14 protein-coding genes are annotated in these 18,815 nt (G+C 72.7%); 3 read left to right on the top strand and 11 right to left on the bottom strand.

Going from position 1 to position 18,815, the window contains the following annotated elements; translation table 11 throughout:
- Positions 1-66 precede the first annotated feature (66 nt).
- From ABT106_RS00530 to ABT106_RS00520, 3 genes are all read right to left on the bottom strand, one after another.
- On the bottom strand, positions 67-1,512 hold the full coding sequence (locus tag ABT106_RS00530) for an aldehyde dehydrogenase family protein (protein WP_351270151.1): 1,446 nt from the start codon (positions 1,510-1,512) through the stop codon (positions 67-69).
- A gap of 163 nt (positions 1,513-1,675) precedes the next feature.
- Positions 1,676-3,256 carry a PucR family transcriptional regulator gene (locus ABT106_RS00525; RefSeq protein WP_351270148.1) on the bottom strand — a complete coding sequence of 527 codons (1,581 nt, stop codon included), beginning with the start codon at positions 3,254-3,256 and terminating at the stop codon, positions 1,676-1,678.
- 270 nt (positions 3,257-3,526) lie between these two features.
- Complete coding sequence (locus tag ABT106_RS00520; RefSeq protein WP_351270145.1) at positions 3,527-5,629, bottom strand: ATP-binding protein; 2,103 nt, start codon at positions 5,627-5,629, stop codon at positions 3,527-3,529.
- Positions 5,630-5,871: 242 nt separating this feature from the next.
- Here ABT106_RS00520 and gabT point away from each other — a divergent pair, with 242 nt between their 5' ends.
- From gabT to kilB, 3 genes are all read left to right on the top strand, one after another.
- On the top strand, positions 5,872-7,206 hold the full coding sequence (gene gabT, locus ABT106_RS00515; RefSeq protein WP_351270142.1) for a 4-aminobutyrate--2-oxoglutarate transaminase: 1,335 nt from the start codon (positions 5,872-5,874) through the stop codon (positions 7,204-7,206).
- A gap of 141 nt (positions 7,207-7,347) precedes the next feature.
- Entirely contained in the window at positions 7,348-8,136 is a 789-nt protein-coding gene (locus ABT106_RS00510; protein ID WP_351270140.1) for a phosphatase PAP2 family protein, read from the top strand.
- 71 nt (positions 8,137-8,207) lie between these two features.
- Entirely contained in the window at positions 8,208-8,699 is a 492-nt protein-coding gene (gene kilB / locus ABT106_RS00505; protein ID WP_351270138.1) for a plasmid transfer protein KilB, read from the top strand.
- A 102-nt stretch (positions 8,700-8,801) separates the two neighbouring features.
- Here the strand turns inward: kilB and ABT106_RS00500 are convergent, their stop codons facing one another.
- The 8 genes from ABT106_RS00500 to ABT106_RS00465 form a co-directional block, all read right to left on the bottom strand.
- Positions 8,802-10,595, bottom strand: coding sequence for a chitinase (locus ABT106_RS00500; RefSeq protein ID WP_502979130.1), 1,794 nt, complete (start codon positions 10,593-10,595; stop codon positions 8,802-8,804).
- 100 nt (positions 10,596-10,695) lie between these two features.
- Positions 10,696-11,202, bottom strand: a complete 507-nt coding sequence (locus ABT106_RS00495; RefSeq protein WP_351270134.1) for a hypothetical protein — start codon at positions 11,200-11,202, stop codon at positions 10,696-10,698.
- A 275-nt stretch (positions 11,203-11,477) separates the two neighbouring features.
- Positions 11,478-12,896 (bottom strand): NAD(P)/FAD-dependent oxidoreductase, encoded by a 1,419-nt coding sequence (locus ABT106_RS00490; protein WP_351270131.1) that lies wholly within the window; start codon positions 12,894-12,896, stop codon positions 11,478-11,480.
- Positions 12,897-12,920: 24 nt separating this feature from the next.
- Complete coding sequence (locus ABT106_RS00485) at positions 12,921-13,727, bottom strand: ABC transporter permease (RefSeq protein WP_351270129.1); 807 nt, start codon at positions 13,725-13,727, stop codon at positions 12,921-12,923.
- Entirely contained in the window at positions 13,727-14,656 is a 930-nt protein-coding gene (locus ABT106_RS00480; RefSeq protein WP_351270126.1) for an ABC transporter permease, read from the bottom strand. The genes ABT106_RS00485 and ABT106_RS00480 overlap by 1 nt, the downstream gene beginning before the upstream one ends.
- A complete protein-coding gene (locus tag ABT106_RS00475) occupies positions 14,653-15,801 on the bottom strand; it encodes an ABC transporter ATP-binding protein (protein ID WP_351270124.1) in 1,149 nt (382 codons plus the stop codon). The genes ABT106_RS00480 and ABT106_RS00475 overlap by 4 nt, the downstream gene beginning before the upstream one ends.
- Before the next feature lie 154 nt (positions 15,802-15,955).
- Positions 15,956-17,206 (bottom strand): polyamine ABC transporter substrate-binding protein, encoded by a 1,251-nt coding sequence (locus tag ABT106_RS00470; protein ID WP_351270121.1) that lies wholly within the window; start codon positions 17,204-17,206, stop codon positions 15,956-15,958.
- A 52-nt stretch (positions 17,207-17,258) separates the two neighbouring features.
- Positions 17,259-18,773 (bottom strand): gamma-aminobutyraldehyde dehydrogenase, encoded by a 1,515-nt coding sequence (locus tag ABT106_RS00465; RefSeq protein ID WP_351270264.1) that lies wholly within the window; start codon positions 18,771-18,773, stop codon positions 17,259-17,261.
- Between the last annotated feature and the right edge of the window lie 42 nt (positions 18,774-18,815).

The raw sequence follows: 18,815 nt of genomic DNA, 5'->3' as shown, positions 1-18,815 counted from the left end.
GAAAAGGGAGACGGCCGGAGCCCCCGCACAGTGGGCTCCGGCCGTCGGCTCTTTGGCCGTACGAGGTCAGATGTCGAGGCCGGTCAGGACCAGGACGCGCTCGTACGTGTAGTCGTCCATCGCGTAGCGCACGCCCTCGCGGCCCACACCGGACTGCTTGACGCCGCCGTACGGCATCTGGTCGGCGCGGTAGGACGGCGCGTCGCCGATGATCACGCCGCCGACCTCCAGCTCGCGGTGGGCGCGGAAGGCGACCTGGACGTCGCGGGTGAAGACGCCGGCCTGCAGGCCGAACTTCGAGTCGTTGACGGCGGCGAAGGCCTCGTCGGTGTTCTCGACCTTCCGCAGCGTCAGGACCGGCCCGAAGACCTCCTCGGTGGCGAGCTTGACGCCGTCCGGGACGTCCGCGAGGACAGTCGGCGCGTACGAGGCGCCGTCGCGCTTGCCGCCGGCGAGCAGCTTCGCCCCGGCGGACACGGCCTCGTCGACCCAGGTCTCGACGCGCTTGGCGGCGTCCTCGGAGACGAGGGGGCCGACGTCGGTGGCGGAGTCGGACGGGTCACCGGTGACCTGCGCCTGGACCGTGGTGACGACCTTCTCGACGAGGCGGTCGTAGACGGAGGCGTCGGCGATGACGCGCTGCACGGAGATGCAGGACTGGCCGGCCTGGTAGTTGGAGAAGGTCGCGATGCGGGTCGCGGCCCAGTCGAGGTCGGCCTCGGAGGCCCAGTCGGCGAGGACCACGGCCGCGGCGTTGCCGCCGAGCTCCAGGGTGCAGTGCTTGTGGGGCACCGACTGCTGGATGGCGTAGCCGACGGTGTCGGAGCCGGTGAAGGAGATGACGGGCAGGCGCTCGTCCTTCACCAGGGCCGGCATCTTGTCGTTGGCGACCGGCAGGACCGACCAGGAGCCGGCCGGAAGGTCGGTCTCGGCGAGCAGCTCGCCCAGGATCAGCCCGGAGAGCGGGGTGGCCGGGGCGGGCTTGAGGATGATCGGCGCGCCGACGGCGATGGCCGGAGCCACCTTGTGGGCGCACAGGTTCAGCGGGAAGTTGAACGGTGCGATGCCGAGGACCGGGCCCTTGACGAAGCGGCGGGTCAGGGCGAGGCGGCCGACGCCGCCGGCGTCGGTGTCGAGGCGCTGGGCGTCTCCGCCGTTGAAGCGGCGGGCCTCTTCGGCGGCGAAGCGGAACACGGACACCGCACGGCCGACCTCGCCGCGGGCCCACTTGATGGGCTTGCCGTTCTCGGCGGAGATCAGCTGGGCGATCTCCTCGGTCCGCTCGGTGAGCCGCTTGGACACGTGGTCCAGGGCGGCGGCCCGTACGTGGGCGGGCGTCGCGGAGAACTCCGCCGTCACGGCGTACGCCGCGGCCACGGCCTCTTCGACCTGCGCGTCGGTGGGCACGCTGACGGTACCGACGAGGCGGCCGTCCCACGGGGAGTGGACGTCGAAGCTGTCCTCGCCGGTGGCCAGGCGGCCGGCGAGCCAGAAGGCGTGGGTGGAAGTCATGCGAATCCCGGCCCTTCGGAGTGTGCGGTGGGGTCCTGTCACCACCACCGTAGGACGCCGCCGGGGAATCGGCGTTTATCCGGCGTGGAGCGCCGCGCCGTCCGGGTTCGCCGCTTTGTCACTGTCCGGGCGGCGAACGGGCCCGTAGCGGGGCGGCGGGGGGCTACGCCGGGGCGGACGTGGCCTTCAGGGCCAGCCACAGCTCCATGCGCACGTCCGGGTCGTCCAGCGACCGGCCCAGGATCTCCTCGACCCGCTTCATCCGGTAGCGCAGGGTGTGCCGGTGCACGCCGAGGTCGGCCGCGGCCGCGTCCCACTGGCCGTGCCGGGACAGCCACGCCTGGAGCGAGGCCACCAGGTCGCCGCGCCCGGTCGCGTCGTGCTCCCGCAGGGCGCGCAGGGTGCCGTCCGCGAAGGCCCGTACGGCGTCGTCGGCGAGCAGGGGCAGGACCGAGCCCGCCGCCATCTCCTCGTGCTCCACCAGCGGCCGGCCGCGCCGCCGGGCCACCGCGAGGGCCTGGTCGGCCTGCTTGAGCGCCGCCGCGACCCCGCCGGAGCCGACCGGCGCGGACAGGCCGACCACCAGCTCGTCCGGCTCCGGGCCGCAGGCGTCGCGGCCGCGCCGCGCCTCCAGGTTCTCCGCGTGCGCCAGGCAGGCTTGTACGGCCGAGCCCGCGTCGGCGGCCAGGACCACCAGCCGGCCCGGCTCCGGCACCACCAGCAGCGCCTCCCCCGTACGGGCCGCCGCCGACTCCACCGCGTCGGCCAGCAGCGCGAGCCCCTGCGGCTGGGCCGTGCCGGGCAGCGCCGGCTCGGCCGCGATCAGCCGGAACGGCGCCTCCAGCAGGGCCCCGTACAGGTCACCGGCCACGGCCCGGGCGTGCTCGGCCTCCCCGGCCAGCAGCATCCGCAGTACGGCCGCGCCGAGCCGGGACTCGGCGTCGTGCAGCGAGCGGGAGCGCTCGGTGGTGAGGGTGAGCAGCGCGACGGCGGAGTGCACGGCGTACCGCTCGGCGGTGCCGAGCGGGGCCCCGGTGCCCACCGCGAGGGCGCCCCGGGCCCGCCGGCCGGTGCCGAGGGACTGGAGCTCGACCCGGTCCTCGGAGCCGCCGACGACGGCGCTGGCCGGCGCGGGCCGCTCGCGCAGCCGCTCCACGTCGGGGGTGAGCCGGGCGGCGCGGCGGGCGGCCCATTCGGGGGCGGCGGCGACCACCGCGCCCGAGGTGTCGTACAGCGCGGCCCAGCCGTGCACGTGCGCGGCCAGCCGCGCCAGCAGTTCGGCGGGCCCGTCGGCGGAGAGCGCGGCTCGGGTCAGCTCCCGCTGGGCCTCGAAGCCGGCGGTCACGGCGCGGTACTGGTCGGCGGCGAGGGCGGCGGACACGGCCTTGCTGATGGCGAGGAACGGGGTCCGCCGGGGCACCTCCAGCAGCGGCATGTCCTCGGCCGCCGCGGCCTCGACGAGGGCTTCGGGGACGGCGTCGTAGTTGACGCCGACCGCGAAGCCGATGCCGACGACCCCGGCCGCGGAGAGGCGGCGCACGTAACGGCCCATCTCCTGCGGATCCTCCGCGTCCAGCTTCATCGCGGTGACCAGGAGCAGCTCCCCGCCCTCCATGTAGGGGACGGGGTCGGCGAGCTCGCTGACGTGGGCCCAGCGCACCGGGGTGTCGAGGCGGCCCTCCCCCGCCCGGACGCTGAGCTTGAGCGCCGAGTGCTGGACGAGTGAGGCGAGGGTGAGCGGCATCGGTTACCAGGGTCCTTGGCGGAGGGGGCGGCGGACGGCTGCGGCGGAGGTCTGCGGGGACCGGTGGACGGCCCCGCGCGACGGACGACGGCGATGACGGTGACGGTGACGGGACAGGTGACGGGATGACGGTGACGGTGGGAACAGGAGAGCGCACGCGCCGGCTGCCGTTTTCGCCGTGTCGTACGAACGACTCCCCTCGATTCTGCCACCCCGTACGGTTTCGGCGCCCGGTCCGCGTCGTGCGTCCTGCGCTCGGCCCCCGGCGCCTCAGGGCGCGTCGGCCAGCCGGACCAGCAGCGGGGCCGCCCGCTCCCCGCGCACGGAGGTCAGCGACAGCACCGCGTGCCCCGGCGGTACGGCGTGCGCCAGGTCGGAGGCCGACCAGCGCTCCCGCTCCACCTGGCGCACGGTCACGGCGTCCGTGGTGACGGCCTTGCCGGTGACGAGCTTGCGGAAGGCGTGGATGGCCCGGGTCAGGGGCTGGTCGGCGAAGACGGTGCGGTGGGTGACGTCGCGCGCCTCGACCCACTCGGTGCCCCAGGCCTCGGCGAAGCGCTTGCCGTCCCAGGTGGTGACCCCCGAGAAGGCCATCCGGCAGCCGACCGCGCCGAGCAGCGGGGTGCGCAGCCCCTCCGGTACGTCGTCCAGGGAGCGCAGCGTGAGCAGGACTCCGGCATGGGCCGAACGGAGCCGCTGGATGCCGCGCACCGCCTCCGGGGTGAGGGTGTGGGAAGCGTCGTCGAGGGCGAGGAACGCGAAGAGGGAGCGGTCGCCGCGGGCGGCCACGGCCGCGTTGAACTGGGCGAGCAGCAGCCGGGCCAGCATCCGCGAGGCGTCGGCGTGGGCGCGCTCGGGCAGGTCGACGCGGACGCGGATGGGGTGCTCCAGGGCGCGCAGCGAGAACGGCCGTCCGGCGCCGGTGGTGTCGAAGAAGCCGGCGAAGGCGGGCCGGTCCAGCAGGGCCACCCGGTCGGCGAGGACCGGTCCGGGGTCGCCGGGCGCCCCGTGCTGGCGGCGGCGGGCGTCGAGTTCGCGGAGCATCGGCGCCCGGCCGGTGCCCTCCAGGCCGCGCCGCAGTCCGGCGACGGCCTCCGGCTCCTGGTCGAGCAGCTCGCGCAGCTCGGGCACGGCGGGGAAGCGGCCGTGGACGGCGCGGAACGGCCCCAGGAGCTGGGCGAGGGCGGTGGCGGCGCGGCGCACCTCGACCCCGGGGACGTCGCCGACGAACGCCTCGGCCAGCAGGGTGGCCGCCTCATCAGGGTCGGTCGTGCCGCCGTAGAGGTCGAGGTCGTAGACGGAGGCGGGGTCCCCGACGCGGACGACGACGTCGTACGCCTCGTCGGGCCCGAGCCGCGCCCCGGTCGCGCCGACGGCGACGACGGCGGCCTGGCCGGCGAGCGCCTGGAGCGCCAGCGACTCGACGACGGGCCGCACCAGGCGGCCGGTCTTCCCACTGCCGGAGGGTCCGACGGCGAGCACGGAGGTGCCGAGGACGTCGGGGTCGAGCCCGAAGGCGGTGCCGCGGCGCGCGTACGGGTTGCGGACGCCGTCCTCGACGGTTCCGAGGAGCACCTGCCGGGAGATCAGGTCGTGCCGGGCGGCCCGCACGGGCAGGTCCCGCGCCCCGGAGGGGTGCACGCAGGCACCGGCGCCCTTGTCGCGCACGGCGTCGGCGAAGGCCCGCAGCCGGGACGGGTCGACGCGTACGCCCTCCCAGGCACGCCGGATCCGCGCGTAGTCCACGTCGTTCATCCGCCCGGCCCCGGCCTCCCCCTCCAGCCGATCGGCCACGTCCCCCAGCCCGGCCTCCCGCACCTGCGGCCAGCGAACGGGGTCGTCGTCCGCTCCTGCCTCGATGCCGGCCGGCGGCGCCGGGCGGGTCGCCCGCGCGGCGCGGCTCCCGAGGATCCGGCGGCCCAGTTCGGGCCAGCGGCCGAGGCGGCCGAAGCCGAAGAGGAGGGCCCCGGCGACGATGGCGTACCAGACGTACGAGGCGACGACGGAGGCGTTGCCACCTGCCCAGGAGTCGGGCGTGAACATGTACAGCGGCCACAGCCAGAACGCGCCGAGGTAGCCGTTCCACAGCAGCGACCACAGCAGCAGTCCCGCGAGGAGGGCGATCAGCGCACCGCTGACCAGCTGCCGGGTCGCAGTCACCTCCGGCTCCTCGGCGGCGCGCGGCACGTGCCCGTACGCCCACACGCCGGGGGCGTCGGAGTTCCGGGGGGTACGCAGCCAGTCGGGGAGGGTGGGGCCGGGGGGCGGGGGGGCCGGGGCGTGGCGGGGTTTCGGGGGGGGCGGGGGGGCGGCGGGTCTGGGGAGACGGCCCGTGTGGGTGGTGCGTGCGTCGTGCGTGCCGTCGGTGTCCATGAACCCCTGCCCCCTGCCAGTGCCCTGCGCTGCGCTGCGGCGCTCAATCTAGTGCCCCGCCCGCCCTCCGGGGGGTGTACCGCGCAGTGATCCGGACGGCCCGCCCCCGGCCACTCCTATGGCCGTCACGGACAACGACTCGCCCCCACCACTCCCGATCGGCGCATGCCTTCGCCCCGCCCCCGGGCCTAGCCTGCGGACAAAGACACACGTGCGTCCGAAAACACCCCCAGGAGCCCCCTATGACCGCTGTCCCGCAGGAGCGCCGCATCGTCACCGCGATCCCCGGCCCCAAGTCGCAGGAGCTGCAGGCCCGCCGTCTGTCGACGGTCGCCGGCGGCGTGGGCTCCGTGCTCCCCGTCTTCACGGCCCGCGCGGGCGGCGGCATCATCGAGGACGTCGACGGCAACCGCCTGATCGACTTCGGTTCCGGCATCGCCGTGACCTCCGTCGGCGCCTCCGCCGAGGCCGTCGTGCGCCGCGCCTCCGCTCAGCTCGCGGACTTCACGCACACCTGTTTCATGGTCACCCCGTACGAGGGCTACGTGGAGGTCTGTGAGTCCCTCGCCGAGCTCACCCCGGGTGACCACGCCAAGAAGTCGGCCCTGTTCAACTCCGGCGCCGAGGCCGTCGAGAACGCCGTCAAGATCGCCCGTTCGTACACCAAGCGCCAGGCCGTCGTCGTCTTCGACCACGGCTACCACGGCCGCACGAACCTCACGATGGCCCTGACCTCGAAGAACATGCCGTACAAGCAGGGCTTCGGCCCGTTCGCCCCCGAGGTCTACCGCGTCCCGGTCGCCTACGGCTACCGCTGGCCCACCGGCGCCGAGAACTGCGGCCCCGAGGCCGCCGCCCAGGCCATCGACCAGATCTCCAAGCAGATCGGCGCCGACAACGTCGCCGCGATCATCATCGAGCCGGTCCTCGGCGAAGGCGGCTTCATCGAGCCGGCCAAGGGCTTCCTGCCGGCGCTGGTGAAGTTCGCCAACGACAACGGCATCGTCTTCGTCGCCGACGAGATCCAGTCCGGCTTCTGCCGCACCGGCCAGTGGTTCGCGTGCGAGGACGAGGGCATCGTCCCCGACCTGATCACCACCGCCAAGGGCATCGCGGGCGGTCTGCCGCTCGCCGCCGTGACCGGCCGCGCCGAGATGATGGACTCCGTCCACGGCGGCGGCCTCGGCGGTACGTACGGCGGCAACCCGGTGGCGTGCGCCGGTGCGCTCGGCTCCATCGAGACCATGAAGGAGCTCGACCTCAACGCCGCGGCGAAGAAGATCGAGTCCCTCATGAAGACCCGCCTGACGGCCATGCAGGAGAAGTACGACATCATCGGCGACATCCGCGGCCGCGGCGCCATGATCGCGATCGAGCTCGTCAAGGACCCGGTCTCCAAGACCCCCTTCCCGGAGGCGGCCGGCGCGCTCGCCAAGGCCTGCCACGCCGAGGGCGTGCTCGTCCTCACCTGCGGCACCTACGGCAACGTGCTCCGTTTCCTGCCGCCGATCGTCATCGGCGAGGACCTGCTCAACGAGGGCCTGGACATCATCGAGGCCGCGTTCGCGGGCATCTGACCGAAGGGTCGAACGGCCGCGCGCTCCACTCGAGCGCTACCGCCGGTAACGGTCGGGCGCTGTGAAGAAGGTGTGGGGGGCCGATGGCGGGAACGCGTTCCTGCTGTCGGCCCCCCTTTCTCTGCCGTACGGTTTCTGCAGATGAGTGAGACACCCCGCTCCCGGGAAACCGGGGGCGACACCAGTACCGGGCTTCCCCAGCGCCGCACTGGGCATGCGTTCGCGCACACTCCTCACCGATCGGACAGCCGTTCGCCCCAAACCCCCCGGGGCGTGCGGCAACCCGGTCCGGCCGGCCGTCCCGGAACCATCCCCCCTGTTCCGGGACGGCCGGCCACCCTCCTCCTCGCCGCGCTCTGCGGCCTGCTCTTCTCCCTCGCCACCTGGCAGGTGCTGGTCTCCGGCCCGCTGCTGGCGCCCGACCGCGCGCTGAGCCGCGCACTGGTGCGCACGGTCCCGGACTCCGTCACCGAACGCCTCTCGGACCTCGGCAACATCCCGGTCGCCGTCCCCGTCCTCGCCCTGGCCATGGCGTACGCCGCCTGGCGCGGCCGGCGGCGCGCCGCCCTCGCGGCCGGCCTGGCGATGGCCCTCGTACCGGCGCTGGTCGTCCCGCTCAAGCTGTGGACCGCCCGGCCGGGCCCCCTGGAGCCCTGGGCCGCCGGGTACTACCCCTCGGGCCACACCGCGACCGCGTTCGTCGCGTACGCCGGCGCCGCCCTGCTCGTACGCCCGTACACCCGCCGCCCCTGGCCGGCGGCCGCGGCCCTGGTGCTCACGGGGGCGACCGCCGCCGGGCTGGTCCTGCGGGGCTGGCACTGGCCGCTGGACGTCCTGGCGAGCCTCCTGCTGTGCACCCCGTTGCTGCTGGTGGTGCGCCGGATGGCCACTGCCGGTCCGGACGGCGGTCGCCAAGGCCGCTGGATCTAGCGGGCGTTCCCGCTCCGGACCGCGCCGCCGGCCCGCGGTCCGCGGCGCGGGATCTGGTTGCATGAGGTCCCATGAACGCCATAGTCACGAGCGTCATCGCGGTCCTCGGCACCCTGCTCGGCTCGACGGTGACGCACGTCTTCCAGCAGCGGTCCGCGCGGCGCATGGAGCGGAGCGCCCTCGAAGCCCAGCTGCGCCAGGAACGGCTGGACGTGTACGGCACGTACGCCGGGCTGCTCGTCGAGTTCCGCCAGGCCGCGCTGCACCACTGGTTCTGCGTGCACGAGGGCCGCGACGCCGAGGACGAAACCGCCCTGCGCAAGCGCTCGTTCGAGCTGCGCTCCAGCGCGCAGCACGCCCTGTTCCAGCTCCAGCTGATCGCCGACGAGCCCGATCTCACCGCCGCCGCGGTCGAGGCCTTCACCACGGTCGGCGCGATCAACCGGGCGCGGGACCGCGCCGGCCTCGACGCCCGGCGGGACGCGAGCCGCGAGCTGATCGACGGCTTCGTCGGCACGGCCCGCCGGTACGTTCAGGCGGCTCCGGGCCGGCTGTCGTCGTAGCGCGCGCCGCCGCGGTGGGCGCCTTCGTCGTAGCGCGCGCCGCCGCAGCGCCGGAGCGGGCCGTCGAAGTCCCCTCGGCCGGAGGGGACTTCGACGACGCGACTAGCCGCCGAAGTACGCGTCGAAGTTCCGGCTGAACTCCCAGCCGCCGAACCGGTCCCAGTTGATCGACCAGGTCATCAGGCCGCGCAGGGCGGGCCAGGTGCCGTGGGTCTGGTAGCTGCCGCAGTTCGTCTTCTTCGTCAGGCAGTCCAGCGCCTTGTTCACCTCGGCGGGCGAGGTGTGGCCGTTGCCCGCGTTGGTCGTCGCGGGGAGGCCGATGGCCACCTGCTCCGGGCGCAGTGCGGGGAAGACGCGGGCGGTGTTGCCCGCGACCGGGAAGCCGGTCAGGAGCATGTCGGTCATGGCGATGTGGAAGTCCGCGCCGCCCATGGAGTGGTACTGGTTGTCGAGGCCCATGATCGAGCCCGAGTTGTAGTCCTGGACGTGGAGCAGGGTCAGGTCGTCGCGCAGGGCGTGGATGACCGGGAGGTAGGCGCCGGCGCGGGGGTCCTGTCCGCCCCAGGGGCCGGAGCCGTAGTACTGGTAGCCGAGCTGGACGAAGAAGGTCTCGGGGGCCATGGTCAGGATGAAGTCCGGACCGTACCGGGCCTTGAGGGTCTTTACGGCGGAGATCAGGTTGACGATGACGGGGGTGGTCGGGGCGCGGAAGTCGGTGTCGCCCGTCGCCAGGGAGAGGGAGTGGCCCTCGAAGTCGATGTCGAGGCCGTTGAGCCCGTACTCGTCGATGATCTTGCCGACGGAGGTGACGAAGGCGTCGCGGGCGGCGGTGGTGGCCAGCTGGACCTGGCCGTTCTGGCCGCCGATGGAGATCAGGACCTTCTTGCCCGCGGCCTGCTTGGCCTTGATCGCCGCTTTGAACTCGGCCGGGGACTCGACGTTCGGGCACTCGGCGACCGGGCAGAGCTGGAAGCGGATGTCGCCCGAGGTCACGGACGTCGGCTCGCCGAAGGCGAGGTTGATGACGTCCCAGGAGGCGGGGACGTCGGCCATCCGGACGTAGCCGGAGCCGTTGGCGAAGCTGGAGTGCAGGTAGCCGACCAGGGCGTGCGCGGGCAGCCCGGGGTTGCCCGGGTTGCCGCCGCCCGTCGTGGTCGCCGAGACGGGGGCGCTCTTCGCGGACTCGCCCGCCGCGTTCACGGCGCCGACCCGGAAGGTGTACGCGGTGGACGCGGCGAGGCCGGTCACCACGGCCGAGGCGGCGGTCACGGTCAGGGGCGCGGCGCCGTCCCGGTAGACCTTGTACGAAGTGGCCCCGGCGGCCGCCGACCAGGAGAGCGACACCGAGTCGGAGGAGGTCGCCGACGCCGTCAGGCCCGTGGGGGCGGCCGGGGGCCGGGGCTCCTCGGGACCGGTGCCGCCGGGGTCGGGGCCGACCACCGTGAAGTCGTCGGTGAGGTGGGCCGGCTGGCCGTACCAGCCGTGGGTGTAGACCGTCACGGAGGTCGTCGACGGGCCGGTGCGGAAGCTGGTCGCCAACTGCTTCCACGCGCCCGGGCTCTGGGTCCAGGTGGACACGTCGGTGGTGCCGGTGCCGCTCACGCCGAGGTAGACGTACGCGCCCTGCACCCAGGCTCCGAGCGTGTACGTGGAGTCGGGCTTGACGGCGACGGTCTGGGCGCAGCGGGCGTTGTCCTGGCCCGCCGGGGTGGCCTTGAGGGCGGAACTCCCGCCGTGGACGGGGGTGGTGACGGCGGTTCCGCTGCCGCCGGAGCAGCTCCAGCCGTCGAGGCCGGACTCGAAGCCGCCGTTGCGGACGAGGTCGGCGTCCGCCGCCGCGGCCGGCGGGCCCGCGGCGAGGAAGCCGGCCACCGCCAGGGCGGCGGCCGTAAGGATGGACGTGGCTCTGCGCACAACTGCCTCCGGGGCATGGGGGGATGGAGGGGGTCAGCGGCGCCCAAGATGGTCCAGACCAATGGCCTTGTCAATGCCCCTGTCAACTTTTGCGCCCCGCCTTCTCCTCGTCGGCGGCGCCACGGGCGACGCTCGCCGCGGCCTCGTGCATCGCCAGCTCCAGTACGGCAGGGTCCGTGAGGGTCCCCCGGCCGTCCGGGAGCACCAGCCAGCGCACCCCGCCCGCCGCCCGGCCGGGGTACGGGACCACGATCCAGGTCCCGCGCCCCGCTCCCCGTACGCCGGTGCCGATCCACCGGGACGCCGTCCCCGGGGGCACGAAGAAGCCCAGCCGCGGCATCGCCGTACCACTGCGCCGGGCGGCGCCGAAGTCGGCGAGCACGGGGCCTGGCCGCTCCACGAGGAGTCCGAGCACGTCGAGGGTGGCCCGCCCGAGCTCCGCGGGCAGGATCAGCACGTCCCACCGCCGGCCGGCGGGCAGGAGCGCCGCCCCGAGGGGACTGCGCTCCCACTCCCATCGGCAGGTCTCGGGGTCCGACGCCGCCGATACCAGCCATTCCACTGCCGTCTTGGCCCCCGGGATCGTCATCGCCCGGCCTCCGTTCCGTCTGGTGAAGGGTTCTCACCGGGAGAGAGCGGGGCCGGGCGCGGGTATGACGCGGGTTTCGTTACTCCGTGGTAGTGAAACAGGTCACACGGTGAGCGGGCGTGCGGGGCGGGGCACGCCGGGGCGCGCGCACCGCGATCAGCCGATCAACGGATCAGCAGACCGGCCGACCGGCCGGCTGGCCGGCTGGCCGGCTGGCCGGCTGGCCGGCTGGCCGGCTGGCCGGCTGGCCGGCTGACCGACCGGCGACCAAATGATCAGCTGTCGAATCCGAGGCCGACCCGGTCCAGCGCCTTGAGCCACAGGTTCCGGTGCCCGCCGTTGCTGTCGGCGCGGGCCAGCGACCACTTGGTGAGGCTGATACCGGTCCAGGCGAGCGGCTCCGGCGGGAACGGCATCGGCTTGGAGCGGACCATCTCCAGCTCCGTGCGTTCGGTCCGCTCCCCCGCGAGCAGGTCGAGCATCACGTCGGCGCCGAAGCGGGTGGCTCCGACGCCGAGCCCGGTGTAGCCCGCGGCGTACGCGACCTTGCCCGCGTGCGCGGTGCCGAAGAAGGCCGAGAAGCGCGAGCAGGTGTCGATCGCCCCGCCCCAGGCATGGCTGAAATTGACCCCCTCCAGCTGGGGGAAGCAGGTGAAGAAGTGCTCCGCCAGCTTGAGGTACGTCTCGGGGCGGTGGTCGTGCTCCGCGTCGAGCCGGCCGCCGTAGGGGTAGATCGCGTCGTAGCCGCCCCACAGGATGCGGCGCTCGGGGGTGATCCGGAAGTAGTGGAACTGGTTGGCGCTGTCGCCCAGGCCCTGGCCGTTCTTCCAGCCGACCGAGTCGAGCTGGGCCTCGGTCAGCGGCTCGGTCATCAGCGCGTAGTCGTAGACCGGGACGGTGAGCGGCCGGATCCGCTTGACCAGCGAGGGGAAGATGTTGGTGCCGAGCGCCACCCGGCGCGCGAAGACCCGCCCGTACGGGGTGCGTACGGCCATCCCGGCCCCGGAGGCGGCCAGGTCCAGGCCGCGGGTGTGCTCGTAGATCCGCACCCCGAGGCCCAGGCAGGCCCGCTTGAGGCCCCAGGCCAGCTTCGCCGGGTTGAGCATCGCGACGCCGTCGCGGTCCCAGACGCCGCCGAGGAAGGTCGGGGAGTCGACTTCGGCGCGCAGGGCGTCGCGATCCAGCCACTGGGAGCCGCCGGCGAGGCCGAGGCGTTCCGCCTCCGCGTGCAGTTCGCGCAGTTCCTCGACCTGGTGCGGCTCGGTGGCGACGTCGATCTCGCCGCTGCGCTCGAAGTCGCAGTCGATGCCGTAGCGGGCGACGGCCTCCTCGATGGCGTCGAGGTTGCGGGCGCCCAGTTCCTCCAGCCGCGCCAGCTCGTCCGGCCAGCGGGCCAGCCCGTTGGCCAGGCCGTGCGTGAGGGAGGCGGCGCAGAATCCGCCGTTGCGCCCCGAGGCGGCCCAGCCCGCCTCGTGGCCCTCGATCAAAACGACGTCCCGGGCGGGGTCGCGCTCCTTGGCGAGCAGCGCGGTCCACAGGCCGCTGTAGCCGGCGCCGATGACGAGCAGGTCGCAGTGCTCGTCGCCGGTGAGGGCGGGCTGCGGGGCGGGCTTGCCGGGGTCGTCCAGCCAGTACGAGACCGGTCGTGCGGCGGAAAGGGATCGTGCAGCGGTGCGCATGGCGTCTGGGGCCATGTCTTCCAACTCCCTACGGGTGACTTACTTGGGCTGTGCCTTCTTGCGGCGGTTGCCGACCATCTGGCCGGCGAGGACCACCAGCACCGCGATGACGAACATCGCCGTGCCGATGACGTTGATCTGTACAGGCGTACCGCGCTGGGCCGATCCCCACACGAACATGGGGAAGGTGACGGTGTTGCCCGAGTTGAAGTTGGTGATGATGAAGTCATCGAACGAGAGTGCGAACGAGAGCAGTGCGCCCGCCGCGATGCCGGGGGCGGCGATCGGCAGGGTGACCCGTACGAAGGTCTGCACCGGCCCCGCGTAGAGGTCGCGGGCGGCCTCTTCCAGCCGGGGGTCCATCGACAGCACACGCGCCTTGACGGCGGCGACGACGAAGCTGAGGCAGAACATGATGTGGGCGATGAGGATCGTCCAGAAGCCCAGCTGGATGCCCATGTTGAGGAAGAGCGCGAGCAGCGAGGCCGCCATCACGATCTCGGGCATGGCCATCGGGAGGAAGATCAGCGAGTTCACCGCGCCGCGCCCCCGGAACCGGTAGCGGACCATCGCGAAGGCTATGGCGGTGCCGAGCGCGGTGGCGGCCAGCGTGGACCACAGGGCGATCTGGAGCGACAGCGAGAGCGAGCCGCACAGGTCGGCGACCCCGCAGGGGTCCTTCCAGGCGTCGAGGGAGAACTCCTGCCAGGCGTAGTTGAACCGTCCGGTGGGGTTGTTGAAGGAGAAGACGGTGACGACGACGTTCGGCAGGATCATGTAGGCGAGCGTGGCGAGGCCCGCGATGACGACCAGATTGCGCCGGAGCCACGTGAGGGGTGTGCGCATCAGACCAGGTCCTCCGTTCCCGCTCGGCGGATGTAGACGGTGACCACGATCAGCACGATGGCCATGAGGATGAAGGACAGCGCTGCCGCCGTCGGGTAGTCGAGGATCCGCAGGTACTGCGACTGGATGACGTTGCCGATCATCCGGGTGTCCGTGGAGCCGAGCAGCTCGGCGTTGACGTAGTCGCCGCTCGCCGGGATGAAGGTGAGCAGGGTCCCCGAGACCACGCCCGGCATGGACAGCGGGAAGGTGACCTTCCGGAAGACCGTGGCGGGGCGGGCGTACAGGTCCCCGGCCGCCTCGTGGAGGCGGGTGTCGATGCGCTCCAGCGAGGAGTACAGCGGCAGGATCATGAAGGGGAGGAAGTTGTACGTGAGGCCGCAGACCACCGCGAGCGGCGTGGCCAGCACCCGGTCGCCCTGGGTCATGCCGAGCCAGCTGGTGACGTCGAGGAAGCCGATGTCGTTGAGGACGCCGACCACCGGGCCGCCGTCGGCGAGGATCGTCTTCCAGGCCAGGGTGCGGATCAGGAAGCTGGTGAAGAACGGGGCGATGACCAGCACCAGCAGCAGGTTGCGCCAGCGGCCGGCCTTGAAGGCGATCAGGTAGGCCAGCGGGTAGCCGAGCATCAGGCACAGCACGGTGGCGGTGCCCGCGTAGAGCAGGGAGCGCAGGAACTGCGGGTAGTACTCGGTGAAGGCGTCCCAGTAGGTCTGGAAGTGCCAGGTGACCTGGAAGCCCTCTTCGAGGGAGCCGGTCTGCACCGAGGTGGAGAGCTGGTAGACCATCGGGAGCACGAAGAACACGAGCAGCCACAGGATGCCGGGGAGCAGCAGCCAGTACGGGATCAGCCGCTTGCGCAGCGACGCCTTGTGGACCGGCGGCTCGGCTTCGGCGGGCGCCTGGGGCGGCGCCGCGGTGACGGTCACGCGCCCTCCTCCACCGTCTCGATGCCCGCGTCGATGGCCTGGGCGGCGTCGAGGCCGAAGGTGTGCTCCGGGTTCCAGTGCAGGATCACCTCGGCGCCCGGGACCAGGCGGGCGTCCCGCTCGACGTTCTGCGCGTACACCTCCAGCCCGGGGCAGACCGGGCTGTCGATGACGTACTGGGTGGAGACGCCGATGAAGGAGGAGGCGGCTATGCGGCCGGGCACCTTGTTGCGGCCGGCCGCGATGGTGTGCTCCTCGTCGGCGTGGACCAGGGTGATCTTCTCCGGGCGCACGCCGACGAGCAGCTTGCCGCCCGCGGAGGGCGTGGTCGAACATCGGGCCGCGGGCAGCCGGAGCGTCGCGCCCGGGGCGCAGACCACGACCTCGGAGCCGGCGGACTCCACCGCGGCCTCGATGAGGTTGGAGGTGCCGAGGAAGTTCGCGACGAAGGTGGTGCCGGGGTTCTCGTACAGGTCGGCGGGGGCGCCCAGCTGCTCGACGCGGCCGCCGTTCATCACGGCGACCGTGTCGGCCATGGTCATGGCCTCCTCCTGGTCGTGCGTGACGTGCACGAAGGTGATGCCGACCTCGGTCTGGATGCGCTTGAGCTCCAGCTGCATCTGGCGGCGCAGCTTGAGGTCGAGGGCGCCGAGCGGCTCGTCGAGGAGGAGCACCTGGGGGTGGTTGATCAGGGCGCGGGCCACCGCGACGCGCTGCTGCTGGCCGCCGGAGAGCTGGTGCGGCTTGCGCTGGGCGAACTGGCCGAGCTGGACCAGCTCCAGCATGTCGTCGACCTGCTTCTTGACCGACTTGATGCCGCGGCGGCGCAGCCCGAACGCGACGTTCTCGTAGATGTTCAGGTGCGGGAAGAGGGCGTAGCTCTGGAAGACCGTGTTGACCGGGCGCTTGTACGGCGGCAGGTCGGTGACCTCGCGGTCGCCGAGGTGGACCGTGCCGGTGGAGGGCTCCTCCAGGCCGGCGATCATGCGCAGGGTGGTGGTCTTCCCGCAGCCCGAGGCGCCGAGCAGGGCGAAGAAGGAGCCCTGGGGGATGGTGAGGTCCAGCGGGTGCACGGCGGTGAAGGTGCCGTAGTGCTTGCTGATCCCGGCGAGGCGGACGTCGCCGCCCGCGGTCTTGTCAGTCATGGGTGGGTCCCGGGGTTGGGTGCGGAAGATGTCGGGGGCTCGGCGGAGCCGGCCGGGATGCGCCGCCACCGGGCTCGTCCGGTGGCGGCGCCCCGGTCCTCCGGGGTTCGGGGCCGGCGCCGGGTGCGCGGTGCCTGGCACCGGGCGCCGGGCGCTAGGCGCCGATGAGCTTGGCGAACTTCTCTTCGTACGCCGTCTCTTCCTCACTGGTGAGGGAGCGGAAGGCGTGGGACTTGGCGGTCATGGCCTTGTCCGGGACGATCAGGGTGTTCTCCGCGAGCTCGGGGTCGATCTTGGCGAGCTCGTCCTTGACCCCCTCGACCGGGCAGACGTAGCTGATGTAGGCCGCGAGCTGCGCGGCGACCGGGAGCTCGTAGTAGTAGTCGATGAGCTGCTCCGCGTTGGCCTTGTGGCCGGCCTTCGCGGGGACGAGGAGGTTGTCGCTGGAGGTGATGTAGCCGGCGGCCGGGATCGCGTACTTGATGTCCGGATTGCCGGCCTGGAGCTGGATGACGTCGCCCGCCCAGGCGAGGCAGGCGGCGAGGTCGCCCTTGTCGAGGTCGGCGGTGTAGTCGTTGCCCGTGAAGCGGCGGATCTGGTTCTTGTCCACGCCCTTCTGGAGCCGGCCGATCGCCCCGTCGTAGTCGGCGGTGGTGAAGTTCGACGGGTCCTTGCCCTGGTCGAGCAGGGTCATGCCGACGCTGTCGCGCATCTCGGTGAGGAAACCGACCCGCCCCTTGAGGGTGGGGTCGTCGAGGAGCTGGGTGACGGAGTCGACCGTCCTTCCGCCGGTCGCCTTGGAGTTGTAGGCGATGACGGTGGAGATGCCGGTCCAGGGGTAGCTGTACGCGCGCCCCGGGTCCCAGTCGGGGCTGCGGAACTGCGGGGAGAGGTGGGCGAAGGCGTGCGGGAGGCGGGAGGCGTCCAGCTTCTGCGCCCAGCCGAGGCGGATCATGCGGGCCGCGAGCCAGTCGGTGACGACGATCAGGTCGCGGCCGGTGTCCTGGCCGGCCGCGAGCTGCGGGCGGATCTTCCCGAAGAACTCGACGTTGTCGTTGATGTCCTCGGTGTACTTGACCTTGATCCCGGTCCGCTTGGTGAACTCCTCCAGGGTGGGACGCGACTTCTCGTCCTCACTGGTGTCCATGTACTCGGTCCAGTTGGAGAAGACGATCTCCTTCTCCCGGTCCGAGCGGTCGTCGGAGGCCGCCGCCGCGGCGCCCTCCCGCTTGGCGGGCGGGATGCCGCAGCCCGCGAGGGCGGACAGGCCCCCGAGGGTGAGCGCTCCGACTCCGGACGCGCGCAGCAGCGAGCGACGGGTGAGGGCGCCCCGGCCGCTGTCAAGGCTGCGCCGCATCGCGGCGAGTTGCGCCGCCGAGAGGCGGTCGGGCTCGAACTGCTCCATGCGCGTTGCCCTTTCGGGATGGGTACGTCGCCGCTGGTCCGGCGGCTGGCTTCTATCGGTCCCCGAAGATCGTGCGGTGCCAGTCCTTCGCGGCGACCGCGGTGTTGTCGTACATCACGTGCTTGACCTGCGTGTACTCCTCGAAGGAGTAGGCGCTCATGTCCTTTCCGAAGCCACTCGCCTTGTAGCCGCCGTGGGGCATCTCGCTGATGATCGGGATGTGGTCGTTGACCCAGACGCAGCCCGCCTTGAGCTCGCGGGTGGCGCGGTTCGCCCGGTAGACGTCGCGGCTCCAGGCGGAGGCGGCGAGTCCGTACGGGGTGTCGTTGGCCAGCGCGATGCCCTCGTCGTCGGTGTCGAAGGGCAGGACGACCAGGACCGGGCCGAAGATCTCGGACTGGACGACCTCGCTGTCCTGGGCGGCGCCGGAGATGAGGGTGGGCCGGTAGTAGGCGCCCGCGGCGAGCGCGCCGCCCGGGGCCTCGCCGCCGGTGACGACGGTGGCGTAGGACCGGGCGCGCTCGACGAAGCCGGCGACGCGGTCGCGCTGGGCGTGCGAGACGAGCGGACCGAGGTCGGTGGTGGCCGCGAAGGGGTCGCCGAGGCGCACGGTCTCCATCAGCTCCGCGACCCGGGCGACGAAGGCGTCGTGGAGGGGGCGCTGGACGTAGGCGCGGGTGGCGGCCGTGCAGTCCTGGCCCGTGTTGATCAGGGAGGCGGCGACCGCGCCGTGCGCGGCGGCCTCCAGGTCGGCGTCGTCGAACACGAGGAAGGGGGCCTTGCCGCCGAGCTCCAGGTGCAGCCGCTTGACGGTGGCGGTGGCGATCTCGGCGACCCGCTTGCCGACGGCGGTGGAGCCGGTGAAGGAGGTCATGACCACGTCCGGGTGCCCGACCAGGTGCTCGCCGGCGTCGCGCCCGGCGCCGGTGACGATGTTGACCACTCCGTCGGGCAGGCCCGCTTCCTTGGCGGCCTGGGCGAACATCAGCGAGGTCAGCGGGGTCAGCTCGGCGGGCTTGAGGACGATGGTGTTGCCCGCGGCGATGGCCGGGAGGATCTTCCAGGCGGCCATCTGGAGCGGATAGTTCCAGGGCGCGATGGAGCCGACCACCCCGATGGCCTCGCGGCGTACGTAGGAGGTGTGGTCGCCGGAGTACTCGGCGGCCGCCTGTCCCTGGAGGTGGCGCGCGGCCCCCGCGAAGAAGGCGGTGTTGTCGATGGTGCCCGGCACGTCGAACTCGGTCGACAGCTTGACCGGCTTGCCGCACTGCAGGGACTCGGCGTACGCGAAGTCCTCCGCCCGCTCGGCGAGCACGGCGGCCAGCCGGTGCAGCGCGTCCGAACGCTCGCCGGGGGTGGCGCCGGACCAGGCCGGGAAGGCCCTCTTGGCGGCGGCGACGGCCGCGTCGACGTCCGCCGTGCTCGCGAGTTCGTAGGTGAGGACCTCGTCACCGGTGGCCGGATCGACCACGGTGTGTGACCGGCCCGAGGTACCGGACCTGAGCTGTCCGTCGATGTACTGCGTGCCGTCCGCGAAGCGGTCCTTGACCTGGAAGCGGTTGCCCATCACGCTCTCACGCTCTCCGTAGCTACAGTTCGAGCTACAGCT

Source organism: Streptomyces sp. NPDC002044, from assembly GCF_040296725.1.
GTDB lineage: Bacteria > Actinomycetota > Actinomycetes > Streptomycetales > Streptomycetaceae > Streptomyces > Streptomyces antarcticus.
Note: the sequence above shows the minus strand (reverse complement) of the source record. Positions and strands in the feature narration are given on the sequence as shown.

Excerpts from the sequence above, each read along its gene's own strand:
- ABT106_RS00530 (WP_351270151.1), bottom strand. The coding sequence starts at position 1,512 with ATGACTTCCACCCACGCCTTCTGGCTCGCCGGCCGCCTGGCCACCGGC.
- ABT106_RS00525 (WP_351270148.1), bottom strand. The coding sequence starts at position 3,256 with ATGCCGCTCACCCTCGCCTCACTCGTCCAGCACTCGGCGCTCAAGCTC.
- ABT106_RS00520 (WP_351270145.1), bottom strand. The coding sequence starts at position 5,629 with ATGGACACCGACGGCACGCACGACGCACGCACCACCCACACGGGCCGT.
- gabT (WP_351270142.1), top strand. The coding sequence starts at position 5,872 with ATGACCGCTGTCCCGCAGGAGCGCCGCATCGTCACCGCGATCCCCGGC.
- ABT106_RS00510 (WP_351270140.1), top strand. The coding sequence starts at position 7,348 with ATGAGTGAGACACCCCGCTCCCGGGAAACCGGGGGCGACACCAGTACC.
- kilB (WP_351270138.1), top strand. The coding sequence starts at position 8,208 with ATGAACGCCATAGTCACGAGCGTCATCGCGGTCCTCGGCACCCTGCTC.
- ABT106_RS00495 (WP_351270134.1), bottom strand. The coding sequence starts at position 11,202 with ATGACGATCCCGGGGGCCAAGACGGCAGTGGAATGGCTGGTATCGGCG.
- ABT106_RS00490 (WP_351270131.1), bottom strand. The coding sequence starts at position 12,896 with ATGGCCCCAGACGCCATGCGCACCGCTGCACGATCCCTTTCCGCCGCA.
- ABT106_RS00485 (WP_351270129.1), bottom strand. The coding sequence starts at position 13,727 with ATGCGCACACCCCTCACGTGGCTCCGGCGCAATCTGGTCGTCATCGCG.
- ABT106_RS00475 (WP_351270124.1), bottom strand. The coding sequence starts at position 15,801 with ATGACTGACAAGACCGCGGGCGGCGACGTCCGCCTCGCCGGGATCAGC.
- ABT106_RS00470 (WP_351270121.1), bottom strand. The coding sequence starts at position 17,206 with ATGGAGCAGTTCGAGCCCGACCGCCTCTCGGCGGCGCAACTCGCCGCG.
- ABT106_RS00465 (WP_351270264.1), bottom strand. The coding sequence starts at position 18,773 with ATGGGCAACCGCTTCCAGGTCAAGGACCGCTTCGCGGACGGCACGCAG.